The sequence below is a fragment of the Pseudomonas sp. IPO3778 genome, from assembly GCF_013386825.1.
Taxonomy (GTDB): Bacteria; Pseudomonadota; Gammaproteobacteria; order Pseudomonadales; family Pseudomonadaceae; genus Aquipseudomonas.
On record NZ_JACARC010000088.1, the window covers coordinates 1 to 17654 of the forward strand.

Consider the following 17654-nt stretch of genomic DNA (forward strand, 5'->3'; position numbering starts at 1 on the left):
GGGCATGCCGAGCCTAGGCGAGGCACCGAGTGGTGGGGCAAAGACCTTTTGGTTACTTTTGGGGCGTTTGCCAAAAGTGACCCGCTGTAAGAGCGGAACCCTAAGCCGCCGTTACCGCAGAAACGGATATACACACAACAACCACGTAAAAAGTCCGTATAGATTCAACCCAAGCCATAACGTTTACGTCGTCTCTATTGAGCAACCAATCCCCCCTCCACTACTGTGAACTCCACACCAATCACCCCCGCAGGAAGTCATCGTGGAAAGTTCAACTTTAGGCATGATCGTCCTCTCAATGATCGCACTGTTCGGCGCCGCCGCGTTCTGCTTCGAACAACTCGCCACCCGCGATTCAAAGAAAAAGAAAGCCAAATAAGCAGCTCATCAAAAACAGCAGCCCCCCCTTGAAAAAGGGCAAACCGCAGTACGTCATTACCGAGCCGCAGGCGGGCCACCGACGCGCGGGGCGTTAAACAGATGCGCCGCCGCGAAGTCGACGAATACGCGGATCTTCGGTGAGAGATGACGGCTCGATGGCCACAACGCCCAGAACTGCCCCTGGTCATCCCAGTGACCATCGAGCACGGTTTCCAACTGGCCTTGGGCGAGCGCTTCGCGGGCCAGAAAGTCCGGCACATAAGCAATGCCATGGCCATCCATGGCGGCCCTGAGCATGGCTTCCATGTTGTTCAGGGTCATCGCGGTGGGCAGGCGCAATTGAGTGATTGCCGGGTTGGCGGATAACGTCCAGTCCATGATTTTTCCGGTGGTGGCGAAGCGGTACCGCAAACACGGGTGCTGCTCAAGGTCGCTCAGGGATTGCGGCCGACCGTTATCCCGCAGGTACTCGGGCGACGCACACAGCACAAACCGGAACGGCCCCAGTTTGCGCGCCATCAGGGTCGAGTCCGCCAGCCCCCCGCTGCGAATGACCACGTCAAAGCCCTCCTCGATCACGTCCACCAGGTGGTCGTTGAAATCCAGTTCCAGTTCGATCTCCGGGTAGGCTTTGCGGAACGCCATCATGTGGGGAAAAAGAAAGCGATAGCCGATGGTGGGCAGGCTGACCCGCAACTTGCCCCGGGGCGCCTGCATGGCGTGGGAGAGCATGGCGCGGGCGTCTTGCAGGTCGTCGAGAATTTTCCGACAGCGCTCGTAGAATAACTGGCCTTCGGCGGTGAGGCTGACCTTGCGTGTGCTGCGGTGCAACAGTCGCACATTCAGCGACGCCTCTAGCTTGACGACGTTCTTGCCCACCGCCGAGGCAGAAATCCCCATCGCGCGGGCCGCACCGGTGAAGCTCAGGGCTTCGGCCGTTTTCACAAAGGCGATCACGCCACTCAGGTTATCCATCACGCCATTACATCCATAGGGTCCGTTATGAACGGAATGTAAGCCCGTTTATCCACAATTGCATCCTGATTAGAGTCTTTACATCTTCAGACCTGCGGGAATAACTGATGAACATCACACACGAACCTGTGCCCGCCCCTGGCCGATATTCGATCCTGGCCGCGATTTGCCTGGCCGCCCTGGTATTGCCCATGAGCTTTACCGGCGGTGCCGTCGCCACGCCGTTTATCGGCCAGGCGTTTGCCGCCCAGCCCAGCCAACTGGCGTGGATCACCAACGCCTTCATGCTGAGTTTCGGCAGCCTATTGATGGCGGCCGGCACCCTCGCTGATCTGTATGGGAGAAAGCGCCTTTTCTTGTGGGGCATGGCACTGTTCACCGTGGTCTCCGTGCTACTGGCAATGGCGCCGGGGATTTTCTGGCTGGATGTGTTGCGTGGCGTGCAGGGAGTCGCGGCGGCCACGGCGCTGGCCAGTGGCTGTGCCGCGCTGGCCCAGGAGTTTGACGGCCACGCGCGCACCCGCGCCTTCAGCTTGCTGGGCACCACGTTCGGTGCAGGCCTGGCGTTCGGGCCGTTGCTCTCGGGGCTGATGATCGAGCACTGGGGCTGGCGCGCGATTTTCCTCGGCACCGCCCTGCTCGCTGGCCTCTCGCTGCTGTTTGCCGCGCCCAAAATGCGCGAGAGTCGCGACCCGCAGGCGCTGCGGTTGGATACCGCCGGCTTGCTGACCTTTTCGGCCATGCTGGTGGCCCTGACCACGGCGGTGATCCTCGCCCCGGAACACGGTTGGACGTCGCCGCTGGTTGATGCCCTGCTGGTGGCAGCGGCAGTATTTCTGCTGGTGTTTATCCTCGTCGAAAATCGCTCAAGCCAACCGATGCTGGACTTGCGGCTGTTTCGCTTCCCACGCTTTCTTGGCGTGCAGTTGCTGCCGATCGGCACCTGTTACTGCTACATCGTGCTGATCGTGTTGCTGCCCCTGCGTTTTATCGGTGTGGAAGGCGCCAGCGCGCTGGATGCGGGGTTGATGATGCTGGCGCTGTCGGCACCGATGCTGGTGGTGCCGATGATCGCCGCCACCCTGACGCGCTGGCTGTCGGCGGGTGTGTTGTGTGCCATTGGCTTGCTGATTGCGGCGGCGGGCCTGTGGGGGTTAAGCCTGGCCGGGCAGCCCGGGCAAACCGTCGGCGCGATGCTGGTGATCGGGATCGGCACGGGTTTGCCGTGGGGCCTGATGGATGGCCTGGCGATCAGCGTGGTGCCGAAAGAGCGCGCGGGAATGGCGGCGGGGATTTTCAATACGACCCGCGTGGCCAGTGAAGGCGTGGCGTTGGCAATCACGATGGCAGTATTGGGCGCACTGGTTGCGCACCATTTACGCGGGAACGTAGCGGCGGATGTTTCAGTGATTGCACAAGCACTGGTGATGGGTGATGTCCTGCAGGCCGGCACGGCGATTCCACTGGCCGAACTGCGCGCGGCCTACCTCGCAGGCTTTAACACCCTGCTGCAATTGCTCGCGGGATTCACCCTGCTGACGGCGATGGTGGTTTGTGCATTTCTGGCTCGGCGGGCCCCCGCACGGATCCAGGCAGAGTCGGCACTCGGTCGCTGACCTGAATCCCAGGCACAAAAAAGCCCGCTCAATGAGCGGGCTTCCTGTGGTGACCTGGCGTTCAGCGTTCCAGGTAACCGAATATGGCGCAGCGGACGGGACTCGAACCCGCGACCCCCGGCGTGACAGGCCGGTATTCTAACCGACTGAACTACCGCTGCGCGTAACACATAAAGCGAATGGTGGGTGATGACGGGATCGAACCGCCGACATTCTGCTTGTAAGGCAGACGCTCTCCCAGCTGAGCTAATCACCCTTCACTTTCGGTGTGGGGCGCATTCTATAGCAATTTTTCGTAATGTCATGATTTAAATGCAATTTATTAAAAATATTTTGCCTTTCCCCGCGCGCGCCCTGCAAAACCGGTGCTTTGGGTGCAAACGCGAGTCTATTGCGTTTGCCCAAGCCTTGGCCCCACAATTAACAATTATTCTCAATAACACCTGGGTCGCGCCTTATGTCTGTGGGTGAACCGCCGTTCCAACGGGAGATTACCGAGCTGTACAGCGAGCATCACGGCTGGCTGTACACTTGGTTGCGCCGAAAACTGGGCTGTACCCACAACGCCGCCGACGTGGCGCAGGACACCTTCGCGCGGATTCTGCACACGCGGGAGTCAGTGACCGGCATTCGCGAACCCCGTGCCTATTTGAGCACCACCGCCAGGCGGCTGATCATCGACCAGGCCCGGCGCAAGCAGATTGAAAACGCCTACCTTCAGGAACTGATGCTGACGGTGGAAACCCTGGAAGGTTTTCAGTCGCCTGAACAGCTCCACGCCACCCTGGAAGCCCTTGAACACATCGCGTTTATTATTGAAGGCATGCACGACAACGTGCGTCAGGCGTTTGTGCTGTATTACCTCGAAGACCTGACCCAGCAGCAAATCGCCCGCCAACTGAAACTGTCGGAGCGTACGGTCCGAAAATACCTGATCCAGGCCCTGCTGCATTGCAGCCACAGCGTGGATATCTGAGCCGCGCATGCCTGACTCCCGCCAACAGATCGACGAACAAGCCGCCGAATGGATGCTTCGCCTGCACGAAGGTGAATTGACCGAAGCCCAGCGCCAGGCATTCGAACGCTGGAAGCAGCAAGGCCCACAACACGCCGCTTCTGCCGCGCGTATGGAAGACGTGGTTGCACGCATGCAGGCCCTGCGTGGGCAAAAAGCCCCGGCGCGGGCGGCCTTGAATGCGGCGTTTCCACGGCCCGGGAAAACCCGCAGGCACTACGGCCGCGCGCTGGTATTGGCGTGCAGCCTGGCCCTGCCCGCTGCGGCGCTGCTCTACAGCCCTTACCCGCAACAGTGGATGGCCGATGTGCACAACGGCCCCGGCGAATGGAAGACCCTGCGCCTGGCGGACGGCTCCACGCTGACGTTGAACGGCATCAGTGCGGCGAACCTGCATTTCGACAACCGGCAGCGCCGCATCGAACTGCTGCAAGGCGAGATCCTGGTAGAAGTGGCTCACGATCGCGAGCGGCCGTTTGTGGTGCAGACCGCCCAGGGCACCCTGCGCGCGTTGGGCACACGGTTTGTGGTCAGGCGCGAAGGCGATGTGACCGTGCTGAGCATGCTCGAATCCCGCGTGGCGGCAAAAAGCGCGAATGGCCAGCAGACGCTGGAAGTTGACGCCGGCTCGCAGGCGCAGGTCAGCGCGGACGCCGTGCGTTTGTCTGGGAGCATCGACCCGGCGAGCGTCAACGACGCCTGGCACCGCCATCAACTGGTGGTGGATAACCGGCCGTTGCCGGAAGTGCTGGACGAGATCGCCCGTCACCGTTCGGGCCGCTTGCAGTTTGATCGAGCCGCACTGGCGAATCTCAAGGTCTCGGCCGTACTGCCTCTGGACGACACCGACCGCACCTTGCAGATGCTGGCCCAAACCCTGCCCATCAAGCTGAGAACCTTTACGCCGTGGCTGATGATCGTCAGCCTGGGCACCGAAAGTAAAAAATAATTATTCGCATTGCTTCCGCTTTTTTCCGGGCTGCCCGTCAAGGAAGGTATATCGATCAACTAAAGGACTGCCTTCACCATGCCCATCCCTTCCCGCCCACGTCGGCGCCTGTTGAGTTGCGCGCCGCTGACGCTCACGCTGCTCACGACGACATTGCTGAATATCCACTTGGCCCAGGCCGACACGGTCAACGTCGCGGCACAAGCCTACGACATTCCTGCAGGGCCACTGGGTGCCACACTCAACCGGTTTGCCCAGCAAGCAGGCGTGGCCATTGTGTTCCAGTCCCAGAACCTGGAGGGGCTCAATGGGCCGGGGCTGAAGGGCACTTACAGTGTGGACGCGGGGTTCGACAGGTTGCTTCAAGGCAGTGGCTACCGGGTGATCAAAGGCAATCAGGTGTACGCAGTGGAAGCCATTCCTGCGGCTACTGGCGCCATGGAGCTCGGCCCGACGCAGGTCAGCTCCAACCAGTTGGGCAACGTTACTGAAGGGACTGATTCCTACACTCCAGGCAGCATTGCGACGGCGACACGACTGGTGTTGACCCCCAAGGAAACCCCGCAATCGGTAACCGTGGTCACCCGCAAACACATGGATGACTTCGGCCTGAATAACGTCGACGATGTGATGCGCCACACCCCGGGCATCACCGTGTCGGCCTTCGACACCGACCGCACCAACTACTACGCTCGTGGTTTCTCCATCAACAACTTCCAGTACGATGGCATTCCTTCCACCGCGCGCAACGTTGCCTATTCGGCGGGTAATACCCTGAGCGACATGGCGATCTATGACCGGGTCGAGGTGCTTAAAGGCGCCACCGGCCTGCTCACCGGTGCGGGCTCGCTGGGGGCCACGATCAACCTGGTGCGCAAGAAGCCCACGGCAGATTTCCAGGGCCATGCCAGCCTCGGCGCGGGTTCCTGGGACAATTACCGCAGCGAACTGGATGTGAGCGGCCCGATGACCGAAAGCGGCAACGTGCGTGGCCGAGCGGTCGCGGCCTACCAGGACAAGCGCTCGTTCATGGACCGTTACTCACGCAAAAGCCCGGTGTACTACGGCATCATGGAGTTCGACCTGTCCCCCGACACGATGCTGACCGTGGGTGGCGACTATCAGGACAGCTTGCCCACCGCCTCGAGCTGGTCCGGCAGCTTCCCGCTGATCAACGCCAATGGCGATCGCAATAGCGTAAAGCGCTCGTTCAACAACGCCGCGAACTGGAGCAGTTGGGAGCAATACACCCGCACCGCCTTCGCCATGCTTGAACATGACCTCGGCAATGGCTGGGTCACCAAGCTGCAACTGGACCACAAGATCAACGGCTACCATGCGCTGATGGCTTCGATTCAGGGTGACGAGCCACGGGCAGACGGCACCGCACAGATCACTTCGCAAAAATACACCGGGGAAACCGTCAGCGACTCCGCCGACCTGTACGCAAGCGGCCCCTTCAGCCTGGGCGGCCGTGAGCATGAACTGGTAGTGGGCGGCTCCATCGGCATTTCCGACTGGAACGGCAAGGGCTACTGGAACCTCGCCCCCAACCTCGTCGACTTCAATAACTGGCACGGTCACGCCCCCCAACCTTACTGGGGCGCTCCGCAGCAATACATCGATGACACCATCCGCCAGACCGGCGCCTATATGACCACGCGCCTGAACCTGGCCGATGACCTGAAGCTGCTGCTCGGGGGACGGGTGGTCAATTATCACCTGACCGGCAATAACCCGTCCTACCGCGAAACCGGACGCTTTGTACCGTATGTGGGCGCGGTGTACGACCTGAATGAAACCTACTCGGTCTACGCCAGCTACACCGATATCTTCATGCCCCAGGAAAACTACAACCGCGACCGGCAGAACCAATTGCTTGAGCCGGACGAAGGCCAGAACTATGAACTGGGTGTGAAGGCTGATTTCTTCGACGGCCGGCTGAACGCCAGCGCGGCGTATTTCGAGATCCACGAAAACAACCGCGCCGTTTCCGACGACGACTACAACAACCTGATACCTACGCCGCAGAACTATGCCTACAAGGGCACCAAGGCCGTCACAAAGGGCTATGAGCTGGAAGTGTCCGGCGAGCTGAGCCCGGGCTGGCAGATTCAGGCCGGCTACACCCACAAGGTGGTGCGTGACGACCAGGATCTGAAGATTTCGACGTTCGAGCCTGAAGACCAAGTCAAGCTGTACACCACCTATAAGCTCAAGGGCGACCTGGACAAGCTGACCGTCGGCGGCGGCGTGCGCTGGCAGAGCGTCGGCTGGCAGGACATCTACAATACCCCCCATGGCGGTTATGAAGAGTTTTCCCAGGAAGCGTACTGGCTGGTGGACCTGATGACCCGCTACCAGATCACCAAGAACGTGTCGGCGACGCTGAACGTCAACAACCTCTTCGACAAGTCCTACTACACCAACATCGGCTTCTATAACTCCGCCGCTTATGGTGAGCCACGCAACTTCATGGTCACCACCCGCTGGGATTTCTAAAGCCAATAAAAAACGCCCCCGATCACTGCACGTGATCGGGGGCATTTTTATGTCCAAGGCTTTTTACAAACCCCAGACAGCAAAAAGCCCGCTCAATGAGCGGGCTTTCCGTGGTACCTGGCGTTCAGCGTTCCAGGTGACCGAATATGGCGCAGCGGACGGGACTCGAACCCGCGACCCCCGGCGTGACAGGCCGGTATTCTAACCGACTGAACTACCGCTGCGCGTAACACATAAAGCGAATGGTGGGTGATGACGGGATCGAACCGCCGACATTCTGCTTGTAAGGCAGACGCTCTCCCAGCTGAGCTAATCACCCTTCACTTTCGGTGTGGCGCGCATTCTACGGAGCGACCCATAGTCTGGCAAGCACTTTCTTAAATAATTTTTTTCAGGCCTTCCAATGGCTTAGCGAGGGTTGGCCTATGGCGCCATGAGGAGAATAATGCCCCCTTTGTATATAAGGAGAGACTCACCCCATGTGGTTCAAAAACCTGCTTATCTATCGCCTGACCCAAGATCTGCCTGTTGATGCCGAGGCGTTGGAAACTGCACTGGCCACCAAACTGGCGCGCCCTTGTGCAAGCCAGGAGTTGACCACTTACGGTTTCGTCGCCCCTTTCGGTAAAGGCGAAGACGCGCCCCTGGTGCACGTCAGCGGTGATTTCCTGCTGATCGCAGCGCGCAAGGAAGAACGTATCCTGCCGGGTAGCGTGGTGCGTGACGCGGTGAAGGAAAAGGTCGAAGAGATCGAAGCCGAGCAAATGCGCAAGGTCTACAAAAAGGAACGCGACCAGATCAAGGATGAAATCATCCAGGCCTTCCTGCCGCGCGCGTTTATCCGTCGCTCGTCGACCTTTGCCGCTATCGCGCCAAAACAGGGCCTGATCCTGGTGAACTCCGCCAGCCCGAAACGCGCCGAAGACCTGCTGTCCACCCTGCGTGAAGTCATCGGCACCCTGCCGGTACGCCCACTGACCGTGAAAACCGCGCCAACCGCCATCATGACCGACTGGGTCACCACCCAGAAGCCGGCCGATGACTTCTTCGTCCTCGACGAATGCGAACTGCGCGACACCCACGAAGACGGCGGCATCGTGCGCTGCAAGCGCCAGGACCTGACCGGCGAAGAAATCCAGCTGCACCTGACCACCGGCAAAGTCGTGACCCAATTGTCCCTGGCGTGGCAGGACAAGCTGTCCTTCATGCTGGACGACAAAATGACCGTCAAGCGCCTGAAGTTCGAAGACCTGCTGCAGGACCAGGCGGAACAGGACGGCGGCGACGAAGCGCTGGGCCAGCAGGACGCCAGCTTTACCCTGATGATGCTGACGTTTGGCGACTTCCTGCCGGCGTTGGTTGAGGCCTTGGGCGGTGAAGAGACCCCACAAGGCATCTAAGTCTTAAGTGGGCACAGTCAATGTGGGAGCTGGCTTGCCTGCGATGCGGGCACCTCGGTTTATCAGTTCCACCCGGGTGACGCTATCGCAGGCAAGCCAGCTCCCACAGTTGATCGGGTTAGCACTTCCAGCATTCTAATAACAAGGACCCACCCCATGCGCGCACTCGCCGCCTTGAGCCGCTTCGTCGGCAATACCTTCGCCTACTGGGTGCTGATTTTTGCCGTGCTCGCGTTCCTGCAACCGGCCTGGTTTATCGGCCTCAAAGGCGCCATCGTGCCGCTGTTGGGCCTGGTGATGTTCGGCATGGGGCTGACCCTCAAACTTGAAGACTTTGCTGAAGTCGCGCGCCACCCGTGGCGCGTGGCATTGGGCGTGGTTGCGCACTTCGTGATCATGCCCGGCGTGGCATGGCTGTTGTGCCAGGTCTTTCACCTGCCACCGGAAATTGCCGTCGGCGTGATCCTCGTCGGTTGCTGCCCAAGCGGCACGTCCTCCAACGTCATGACCTGGCTGGCCCGCGGCGATCTGGCGCTGTCGGTGGCCATCGCCGCCGTCACCACCCTCCTCGCCCCGCTGCTGACGCCCGCCCTGATCTGGCTGCTGGCCTCGGCCTGGTTACCGGTGTCGTTCATGGAATTGTTCTGGTCGATCCTGCAAGTGGTGCTGCTACCGATCGTGTTGGGCGTGGTGGCGCAACGACTGCTGGGCAGTCGGGTACGGCATGCGGTGGAGGTGTTGCCGCTGGTGTCGGTGGTGAGCATCGTGGCGATCGTCGCTGCGGTAGTTGCCGCCAGCCAGGCAAAGATTGCCGAGTCGGGCCTGCTGATCATGGCCGTGGTGATCCTGCATAACAGCTTTGGCTTCCTGCTGGGCTATTTCACCGGCCGCCTGTTCGGGCTGCCGCTGGCGCAGCGCAAATCCCTGTCGCTGGAAGTGGGCATGCAGAACTCAGGCCTGGGCGCCGCGTTGGCGAGTGCGCACTTCTCGCCGCTGGCGGCGGTGCCGAGCGCATTGTTCAGCGTCTGGCACAATATTTCCGGGGCGTTGCTGTCGACGTACTTCCGGCGGATGAGCGAAAAGGAAGACCGAGAGCTGCTGGCAAGCAAGTCCGAAACTTGATCACCTGATCAATATTCGGCACTCTACCGGGCTTCGCGGGGACGACCTCGCGACGCTATCGTACGATTAATCAGGGGACGACCCCGCCTTATAGAAGCGAGGTCATCATGTCCTGGATCATTCTGTTTTTTGCCGGACTGTTTGAAGTCGGCTGGGCCGTCGGCCTGAAGTACACCGACGGTTTCAGCAAGCCACTGCCCACGGCCCTGACGATTGCCGCCATGGCCATCAGCCTGGGGTTGCTGGGGCTGGCCATGAAGGAGCTGCCACTTGGCACCGCCTATGCCATCTGGACCGGTGTCGGTGCGGTGGGCACGGTGATTGCCGGGATTATCCTGTTTGGGGAATCCATGGCGTTGTTCCGGCTGGCCAGTGTGGCGTTGATTATCTGTGGGCTGATCGGGCTCAAGATCAGCGCTTAGGCGCCGCACGCTCAGTGAAGGATGGACTGAACGTCCACCCTTCCCTTCACTCACACACGGTCAACTGAAATACCGCGCACGCAGCGATGTCCGCAACTCTTTGGCAAACCCATTTTCAGTCGCCCACTCCGGGTTTGTATTGGTTGGTGGCGTTGAGGGGTCATTATCAAAATCGAAAGGATCGGCGTTTGTCGGTAGGCCTACGGCCTGCCGCTCCCTGTTCGATTCTGATTTTGGCTTGTAAGGATCAGCCGGATCAGCCCCAACCGGCGTCTCACCAGGCAATGCCGTCCCGTTGACACCATTGAACGCATGAGACATCTCATGGAATACCGGAATAATCGGCGGCCGTTCATGCTCTTCCACCACGAACGCACGACCGTAGAGAATCGTCGCATCGTCAGCCGGTGCACCGGCAACCCCATTGGTGATATACCCATGTTCCGAGTCATTGGGCGGTTCTACTCGCGGGTCTCCAAGGTCAACGCCCTTACGCCCATAGTTGTAGAAAGCCGCCCCACCCTCAGGCTGCTCCCGGATGGTTATAGGACCAGGCGTCTTATCTAACCCCTCCAGTAATTTCTCCCCGGTTGGAGAACCTCGCAAGAACTCCAGATCATCCTCAACAACTTGCTTGAACTCATTACTGCCCTCAACCTTAAAGGCTTTGCTGCCTACGTCGGACGGTGCCACCTCGACTAACTTCGAATCCTTCGTGCGTTTTATACTGTCGTCTTTCTTCCCATAAATAATATCTTCGTCAGATACTGAATTAACCGTATCACGGCCCTTGCCGGTATAAATTGTATTTTCACCGGCACCACCGTCTACAACATCATTTCCCTTCCCGCCATTCATGACGTTCTTCCCACCGCCCCCACGCAGCGAATCATTGCCGGTGCCACCGTCCATGTAGGTGCTACCACCTTCTCCCCGCAACTTGTCGTTACCATTGCCCCCATACATGACGCTATAAGCCGAGCCTCCGGTGATCGTGTCATCCCCATCATTGCCCTCGGCATACCCGACACCGCTGCCCAATTGAATGGTGTCATTACCGGCACCGCCGTAGACATTGGTCCTACCGCCGCCAGCGTTGAATCGATCGTTACCGGCTCCCAGCTTCACACTGACGGGTACTTTCACGTCGTCGTCAACAGTGACGTTGTCGTCTCCACCGTTGGTTTGAATTTCAAGATGTTGTTGACCATTACTCTTGGTATCAAAAGGAATGTCGTAGGTCTTGCCATTGATCTCGGCGATCAATCCTCCATCAGCCGACTTTTTAATATGAACTTTGTCCGCACTGTCGCCGGTCTTAATCTTTAGATCCTGATCTTTTGGCGGGGAATAAAAACCACGGCCGCCGCCGCGAACACTTAAATCTATCTCAACCCCACCTTCATTGAACGGCATATTCGGGGTGATCTTTATCGGCGCAGAAGGCTCCCCTTGTTTAGCCTGTAACGTATCCGAAGGTGCTGCAGAAAGCGTTTGTAACGGCGATTGTGAAGCAGGAGGGTTAGTACTCAATTGCATATTCATCGAAATCATCCTTAGCGTTAGATAACTACGATGACTGCGTGGTAACTAGAACGAAATGGTTCCGGAGGATGAGTGATTTTTTACCCGAAACACCAAACTGTGAGCGTTGTCCCACAGCAAAACCAGTCGTTGCTCAGGCCCTACTGAGCAGAAGGTCCTGAGCACACGAACATGACTACTTGAGATCGCCCCTCAACGTGCCAACCAGACCCTGCAGCGCCTCGGGCGTTGCCACCTCCACGGTCACTGGCGCGCCAGCCACCAACGTCACCCGCGACCAGATCCGATGAAAGAACCCCTTGTTCGGATCACGACTGAAGAAACTTCCCCACAACCCCTGCAACGCCATCGGGATCACCGGCACCGGTGTCTCTTCAAGAATCCGCGTCACACCGCCGCGGAACTCGTTCATCTCACCGTCGGAGGTCAATTTGCCTTCCGGAAAGATGCACACCAGTTCGCCGTCTTTCAGGTAGTGCGCAATCCTCTGGAACGCTTTTTCATAGATCTGGATATCCTCATGCCGCCCGGCAATCGGAATCGCACCGGCCGTGCGGAAGATGAAGTTCAGCACCGGTAGACGATAGATCTTGTAGTACATGACAAAGCGAATCGGCCGACGCACCGAACCGGCAATCAGCAGCGCATCGACAAACGACACGTGGTTGCACACCAGCAGTGCCGCGCCCTCGTCCGGGATCAGGTCGAGGTTCTTATGCTCGACGCGGTACATGGAATGGCCCAGCAGCCAGATCATGAAACGCATGGTGAACTCGGGCACGATCTTGAAGATGTAGGTGTTGACTGCGATGTTCAGCAGCGACACCACCAGGAACAGCTCGGGGATCGACAGCTTGGCCACGCTCAGCAACACGATCGACACAATCGCCGAGACCACCATGAACAGCGCGTTGAGGATGTTGTTGGCGGCAATCACCCGCGCCCGCTCGTTCTCGGCGGTACGCGACTGGATCAGTGCGTACAGCGGCACGATATAGAAGCCGCCGAATACGCCCAGGCCAAGGATATCGAACAACACCCACCACGCCTGACCGTAGCCCAGCACCGCAATCCAGTCGTTGGCCTGGACGTTCTGCGGGAAACCGCCGGAATGCCACCACAGCAGCAGGCCAAACACGGTCAACCCAAAGGAGCCGAACGGTACCAGGCCGATTTCCACCTTACGCCCGGACAGTTTCTCGCAGAGCATCGACCCCAGGGCGATGCCCACCGAGAACACCGTGAGGATCAGCGTGACCACCGTCTCATCGCCGTACATCCATTCCTTGGCGTAGGCCGGGATTTGCGTCAGGTAGATCGCGCCGACAAACCAGAACCACGAGTTGCCGACTATTGAGCGCGACACCGCCGGCGTCTGCCCCAGGCCCAGCTTCAAGGTGGCCCAGGACTGGCTGAAGATGTTCCAGTTCAGGCGCATCTCAGGGCTGGAAGCCGCAGCGCGGGGAATGCTGCGGCTGGCCAGGTAGCCCAGCACCGCGATGCCGACGATCGCAATGGAGACCACCGGCGCGTAATGGGTGGAGGACATCATGATCCCGGCACCGATGGTGCCGGCCAGGATGGCGAGGAACGTACCCATCTCCACCAGGCCGTTGCCGCCCACCAGTTCATCTTCGTGCAAGGCCTGGGGCATGATCGAGTACTTCACCGGGCCGAACAGCGCCGAGTGTGTGCCCATGGCAAACAGCGCCAGCAGCATCAATTCCAGGTGGTTGAACATAAAACCCACCGCCCCCACGGACATGATCACGATCTCACCGATCTTGATCACCCGGATCAGCGCATCCTTGTTGAATTTCTCGCCAAATTGCCCGGCCAGGGCCGAGAACAGGAAGAACGGCAGGATGAACAGCAGGGCGCAGAGGTTGACCCAGATCGAACGGTCGCCCTCGATGGTCAACTTGTAGAGGATCGCCAGGATCAACGACTGCTTGAAGATATTGTCGTTGAACGCCCCGAGGGACTGGGTAATGAAGAACGGCAGGAAGCGCCGTTTGCGCAGCAAAGTGAATTGCGAGGGGTGGCTCATCGTCCGTGTTCCTGCGTGGCCTGAGACTGTTATCGCCTTTAGGCTGTTATAGAAAGTCAGGCCACGACTTTACCTAATCCCGATTACTTATTCGCTAGTCCTGCAATGCACGGCGAAACAAAAAGCTCACCTTTATAGGCACCTTGCACCGTGCGCTTGGCCACGATCAGCCACATCAGCGCCAGCGCCGCCACCAGCACACTGCCCACAATACTGAAGAAGCCCAGGTGCAATGTGCTCGCCAGTTTCAGCGTGGCCAGCGAGTAGACGCCCAATGGAAAGGTGAACCCCCACCAACCCAGGTTGAACGGAATCCCGGCCCGCAGGTAACGCACGGTGATCAACACCGCGATCAACATCCACCACAAACCAAACCCCCACAGGGTGATGCCGGCCACCAGGCCGATACCGTTGGCCATTTCACCCACACCGGGCAAGCCGTTGGCCGCGAAGATGGCCGGTGCATCGCCCCCCAGCACCAACATGCCCAAGGCGCCGGTGCCGATGGGGCCGAGGGCCAGCCAGCTCGACGCGGCCATATTGGCGTGGGGCAGTTTATGCAGGGCCATGCGCAGCATCAGGATGGTCAGGATGCTGAACGCCACCGGCAGGGAAAATGCCCACAGCACGTAGCTGGTCACCAGAATCACCAGTTGCGAGTGGGCATCCGCCAGATGCGGCGCCAGCAGGCCACCGCTGGCGGCGGCAACTTCGGCGGCCACCACCGGCAACAGCCACACGGCGGTCATCTGGTCGATGCTGTGTTCCTGGCGGGTAAACATCATGAACGGGATCAACACCCCGCAGGCCAACGCCATCGCCACGTCCAGCCACCACAGCACTTCGGCCAGTTGCACCACGCCATCGCCCCAGCGCGGCAGGCCAAACAGCAGGAAACCATTGATGATGGTCGCCAGGCCCATGGGGATGGTGCCGAAGAACATCGACACCGTGGAGTGCCCGAAAATGCGCCGGGCCTCGTGAAAAAACATCACCCAGCGCACCGCGTACAGCACACTGAACAGTACAAACAGGCCGATGGTAAACAGCCACAACCCTTCGGCCACGGCGCGCAAGCCCGGCACGTTGACCGGCAATTGGGCCAGCGCCAGCGCCAGCACCCCGGTGCCCATGGTGGCGGCAAACCAGTTGGGGGTGAACTGGCGAATCACTTCCCGGGGACGGGTCAGGTGACTGAAGGGTTTCAAGCTGCTTTGGATTGTATTGGGGCAAGTCATGGTGAAATCCTCTTCCTCGTATGAGGTTGAGACCATGGTAGAACCCAATCGAATATCTATATAACGGGTAATATCTCTAACTGTTATCTGTTTCGCAGATATAGAGTTAAAGGCTGCCTTCGGTTTCAATCACCAGAATGCGCGCCGGGCCCTGTGGATGGGCCACGTGCTCGGTGCCGACGCTGGCATAGAAGATGTCGCCCACCTGTAGCAAGGCCGTCCGTTCGACGCCGTTTTCGCGGTAATGCATCTGCACCTGGCCATCGAGTACCACGAACACTTCCTCACCGTCATTCACGTGCCAGCGGTACGGCTGGTCCGTCCAGTGCAAGCGGGTGGTGATACCGTTCATGTTGGCGATGTCCAGCGCCTCCCAGGCGCGACTGCCGGTGAAGTCCTTGCTGCGGATGATCTTCATGGGTGAATCCCAAAGCGTACGGGTGGCGGATTATTACTGAATCAACTGCCCGCCGTCGCCCTGCTCTTGGCCAAATCCTGCAACAACAGCGCCACCAACGCACCGAGTGCCAGCACGATCAATACCACGCCATAGCCGTCCGTGGTGGCGATCAAGCCGAAGCTGCGGGTGAGGTTGCCCGCCAACAGCGATGGCACGCAGAACGCCAGGTAGCTCAGCACATAGAACGCCGACATCAAACCGGCCCGCTCATGGGGCAATGCCAACGGTAAAACGCTGCGCAGTGCGCCGAGGAACCCCGAGCCAAAGCCGCCGCCGGCAATCAGCGTGGCGATGAAGAACAGCGGCAGGCTGGCGCTGTGGACGGCCGTGAGGATCAGCGCAACCCCTACCGCCAACAGCACGGCGCCCAAACGCAGCACCTTGTCGGCCGGGCGGTTGCGCAGGCTGAAAATCATCACCGCACCGCTCAGGGTCAACACCGCCACCAGAGCGCCACCGATCAGGTTCGAGGTAGACCCGGTCGCCGCCCGTACCAGCGAGGGCGCCAGGGACAGGTAAAAACCGCCCATGGCCCACACCGCCACATCCACCGGCAGCGAAATCCACAAGGCACGACGGGCCTGGGGCGGCACATGCAGGGTGGGCCACAGCGAGGCCAGCGCACCGGGAATCCGGCTGACCGTCTCCGGCAAGCGCCAGACGTACAGCGCCTGGGCCAGCATCAAGCCGAGCAAGGTCCAGTAAATCAACGTGGTGGGCATTGGCGCGAACTCCACCAGCAGGCTGCAGCCCATGGCACCGCAGGCCATCCCCAGCAAAGGCGCCACGCTGTTGATCAGCGGGCCTTGCTGGCGGTCGGTGTCGAGCAGCGCCGCGCCCAGTACGGCGGTGGCCATGCCGGTGGCAAAGCCTTGTACCGTGCGGGCGGCAATCAGCCAGCCGACGCTGTCGGCATTGATAAACAGCAGCATCGCCAGCATATCGAGGAGCAGCGCGGCAAAAATCACCGGCTTGCGCCCAAGGTGGTCCGACAGTGAACCCACGGTCAGCAACGCGGCCAACAGGCTCAAGGCGTAGATCCCGAACACCAGGGTCAGCATCGCCGCCGAGAAGTGCAGGCCTTCCTGATAGAGGTGATACAACGGCGTCGGCGCGCTGGAAGCGGCGAGGAACGTCAGCAAGGTGATCGCCAGGAACACCAGGCTGGAACGGTGGGAAGTAACGCTGGACATGGGCACGCTCCGCTAAAGCTAATATTTTGCTTTTGCGGAGTGTGCTACTGGATGGCGCTTAAAGCAAATTCTTTGTGTTAAGGTTTTACCCATGGCGATAAAAGAAGGGCTCCGCCCGGGGGGCCGTAGTGCCCGGGTACAAGAATCCGTTCATTCGGCGGTGCGCCAGTTGCTCGAAGAGCAGGAGCGTTCCAGCGTGACGGTGCCGCAGATTGCCGCTCGTGCCGGCGTCACGCCCTCGACCATCTACCGTCGCTGGGGAGACCTTGCTGCGCTGCTGGCAGACGTCGCCATGGCCCGTCTGCGCCCGGACAGCGAGCCGGCCAACACCGGCAGCCTGCGGGGCGACCTGCGGGCCTGGGGTGAGCAATATCGCGATGAAATGAGTTCGGACCTTGGCCGGGAGATGATGCGCGACGTGCAATGCAGCCAGGCGCCGGGGTATTGCGTGGGGATCCTCACCGGGCAATTGGAGACGATCCTGGATCGCTACCCCGACGACGCTCAAACCACCAGCGTGGACAGGCTGATCAACCTGATCGTTGCGCCCACCGCGTTCCGCAGCCTCTTTTCCACCGCGCCGCTGCCGGTTGAGGAGCTGCATGAGCTGATTGAATTGGCTTTGCTGCGGTGAGGGGGTTTGTGGGTTTGGGTGTATATCCGGTGCTGCGGTAACGGCGGCTTAGGGTTCCGCCCTTACGGCGGGTCACTTTTGGAAAACGCCCCAAAAGTAACCAAAAGGTCTTTGCCCCACCACTCGGTGCCTCGCCTAGGCTCGGCATGCCC

Annotated in this window: 14 protein-coding genes and 4 tRNA genes; 8 read left to right on the plus strand and 10 right to left on the minus strand. The window is 59.8% G+C overall.

The window, feature by feature from the left end:
- Positions 1-435 precede the first annotated feature (435 nt).
- Complete coding sequence (locus HX855_RS31245) at positions 436-1356, minus strand: LysR family transcriptional regulator (RefSeq protein WP_177091149.1); 921 nt, start codon at positions 1354-1356, stop codon at positions 436-438.
- A 107-nt stretch (positions 1357-1463) separates the two neighbouring features.
- Between HX855_RS31245 and HX855_RS31250 the strand changes: the two genes are divergently transcribed.
- Positions 1464-2972, plus strand: a complete 1509-nt coding sequence (locus HX855_RS31250; RefSeq protein ID WP_177091151.1) for an MFS transporter — start codon at positions 1464-1466, stop codon at positions 2970-2972.
- Between the two features lie 84 nt (positions 2973-3056).
- On the opposite strand, the gene HX855_RS31255 is transcribed toward HX855_RS31250, so the two are convergent.
- Together HX855_RS31255 and HX855_RS31260 are read right to left on the minus strand one after the other, a co-directional pair.
- Positions 3057-3133: transfer RNA gene (locus HX855_RS31255), tRNA-Asp, on the minus strand.
- Between the two features lie 19 nt (positions 3134-3152).
- Positions 3153-3228, minus strand: a tRNA-Val gene (locus tag HX855_RS31260).
- A gap of 201 nt (positions 3229-3429) precedes the next feature.
- Here HX855_RS31260 and HX855_RS31265 point away from each other — a divergent pair.
- The 3 genes from HX855_RS31265 (at position 3430) to HX855_RS31275 (ending at position 7438) form a co-directional block, all read left to right on the plus strand.
- A complete protein-coding gene (locus HX855_RS31265) occupies positions 3430-3948 on the plus strand; it encodes a sigma-70 family RNA polymerase sigma factor (protein WP_177091153.1) in 519 nt (172 codons plus the stop codon).
- Positions 3949-3955: 7 nt separating this feature from the next.
- Complete coding sequence (locus HX855_RS31270; protein WP_177091155.1) at positions 3956-4936, plus strand: FecR family protein; 981 nt, start codon at positions 3956-3958, stop codon at positions 4934-4936.
- A gap of 78 nt (positions 4937-5014) precedes the next feature.
- Positions 5015-7438 carry a TonB-dependent siderophore receptor gene (locus HX855_RS31275; protein WP_177091157.1) on the plus strand — a complete coding sequence of 808 codons (2424 nt, stop codon included), beginning with the start codon at positions 5015-5017 and terminating at the stop codon, positions 7436-7438.
- A gap of 147 nt (positions 7439-7585) precedes the next feature.
- Here the strand turns inward: HX855_RS31275 and HX855_RS31280 are convergent.
- Both HX855_RS31280 and HX855_RS31285 read right to left on the minus strand, forming a co-directional pair.
- A tRNA-Asp gene (locus HX855_RS31280) sits at positions 7586-7662 on the minus strand.
- 19 nt (positions 7663-7681) lie between these two features.
- Positions 7682-7757: transfer RNA gene (locus tag HX855_RS31285), tRNA-Val, on the minus strand.
- A gap of 160 nt (positions 7758-7917) precedes the next feature.
- Between HX855_RS31285 and rdgC the strand changes: the two genes are divergently transcribed.
- The 3 genes from rdgC to sugE all read left to right on the plus strand — a co-directional run bounded on the left by rdgC (position 7918) and on the right by sugE (position 10382).
- Positions 7918-8838 carry a recombination-associated protein RdgC gene (rdgC, locus tag HX855_RS31290; protein WP_008430455.1) on the plus strand — a complete coding sequence of 307 codons (921 nt, stop codon included), beginning with the start codon at positions 7918-7920 and terminating at the stop codon, positions 8836-8838.
- Between the two features lie 156 nt (positions 8839-8994).
- The gene (locus HX855_RS31295; RefSeq protein ID WP_177091159.1) at positions 8995-9960 is read left to right on the plus strand and encodes a bile acid:sodium symporter family protein; all 966 of its coding nucleotides are present in this window, start codon (positions 8995-8997) and stop codon (positions 9958-9960) included.
- 107 nt (positions 9961-10067) lie between these two features.
- On the plus strand, positions 10068-10382 hold the full coding sequence (gene sugE / locus HX855_RS31300) for a quaternary ammonium compound efflux SMR transporter SugE (protein ID WP_010166396.1): 315 nt from the start codon (positions 10068-10070) through the stop codon (positions 10380-10382).
- A 60-nt stretch (positions 10383-10442) separates the two neighbouring features.
- On the opposite strand, the gene HX855_RS31305 is transcribed toward sugE, so the two are convergent.
- The 5 genes from HX855_RS31305 to HX855_RS31325 form a co-directional block, all read right to left on the minus strand.
- Positions 10443-11927 carry a M91 family zinc metallopeptidase gene (locus tag HX855_RS31305; protein ID WP_177091161.1) on the minus strand — a complete coding sequence of 495 codons (1485 nt, stop codon included), beginning with the start codon at positions 11925-11927 and terminating at the stop codon, positions 10443-10445.
- Between the two features lie 175 nt (positions 11928-12102).
- Positions 12103-13977 carry an MFS transporter gene (locus HX855_RS31310; RefSeq protein ID WP_177091163.1) on the minus strand — a complete coding sequence of 625 codons (1875 nt, stop codon included), beginning with the start codon at positions 13975-13977 and terminating at the stop codon, positions 12103-12105.
- Between the two features lie 83 nt (positions 13978-14060).
- Entirely contained in the window at positions 14061-15215 is a 1155-nt protein-coding gene (locus HX855_RS31315; protein WP_177091165.1) for a TDT family transporter, read from the minus strand.
- Positions 15216-15321: 106 nt separating this feature from the next.
- Positions 15322-15633 (minus strand): cupin domain-containing protein, encoded by a 312-nt coding sequence (locus HX855_RS31320; protein WP_177091167.1) that lies wholly within the window; start codon positions 15631-15633, stop codon positions 15322-15324.
- A gap of 41 nt (positions 15634-15674) precedes the next feature.
- A complete protein-coding gene (locus HX855_RS31325) occupies positions 15675-16868 on the minus strand; it encodes an MFS transporter (RefSeq protein ID WP_177091169.1) in 1194 nt (397 codons plus the stop codon).
- Between the two features lie 91 nt (positions 16869-16959).
- Here HX855_RS31325 and HX855_RS31330 point away from each other — a divergent pair, with 91 nt between their 5' ends.
- The gene (locus HX855_RS31330) at positions 16960-17502 is read left to right on the plus strand and encodes a TetR/AcrR family transcriptional regulator (protein ID WP_177091171.1); all 543 of its coding nucleotides are present in this window, start codon (positions 16960-16962) and stop codon (positions 17500-17502) included.
- Positions 17503-17654: the final 152 nt, after the last annotated feature.

Coding starts and splice junctions, on each gene's coding strand:
- HX855_RS31330 (WP_177091171.1), top strand. CDS start 16,960: ATGGCGATAAAAGAAGGGCTCCGCCCGGGGGGCCGTAGTGCCCGGGTA.
- HX855_RS31310 (WP_177091163.1), bottom strand. CDS start 13,977: ATGAGCCACCCCTCGCAATTCACTTTGCTGCGCAAACGGCGCTTCCTG.
- HX855_RS31325 (WP_177091169.1), bottom strand. CDS start 16,868: ATGTCCAGCGTTACTTCCCACCGTTCCAGCCTGGTGTTCCTGGCGATC.
- HX855_RS31270 (WP_177091155.1), top strand. CDS start 3,956: ATGCCTGACTCCCGCCAACAGATCGACGAACAAGCCGCCGAATGGATG.
- HX855_RS31295 (WP_177091159.1), top strand. CDS start 8,995: ATGCGCGCACTCGCCGCCTTGAGCCGCTTCGTCGGCAATACCTTCGCC.
- sugE (WP_010166396.1), top strand. CDS start 10,068: ATGTCCTGGATCATTCTGTTTTTTGCCGGACTGTTTGAAGTCGGCTGG.
- HX855_RS31265 (WP_177091153.1), top strand. CDS start 3,430: ATGTCTGTGGGTGAACCGCCGTTCCAACGGGAGATTACCGAGCTGTAC.
- HX855_RS31315 (WP_177091165.1), bottom strand. CDS start 15,215: ATGACTTGCCCCAATACAATCCAAAGCAGCTTGAAACCCTTCAGTCAC.
- HX855_RS31275 (WP_177091157.1), top strand. CDS start 5,015: ATGCCCATCCCTTCCCGCCCACGTCGGCGCCTGTTGAGTTGCGCGCCG.
- HX855_RS31250 (WP_177091151.1), top strand. CDS start 1,464: ATGAACATCACACACGAACCTGTGCCCGCCCCTGGCCGATATTCGATC.
- rdgC (WP_008430455.1), top strand. CDS start 7,918: ATGTGGTTCAAAAACCTGCTTATCTATCGCCTGACCCAAGATCTGCCT.
- HX855_RS31245 (WP_177091149.1), bottom strand. CDS start 1,356: ATGGATAACCTGAGTGGCGTGATCGCCTTTGTGAAAACGGCCGAAGCC.
- HX855_RS31320 (WP_177091167.1), bottom strand. CDS start 15,633: ATGAAGATCATCCGCAGCAAGGACTTCACCGGCAGTCGCGCCTGGGAG.
- HX855_RS31305 (WP_177091161.1), bottom strand. CDS start 11,927: ATGAATATGCAATTGAGTACTAACCCTCCTGCTTCACAATCGCCGTTA.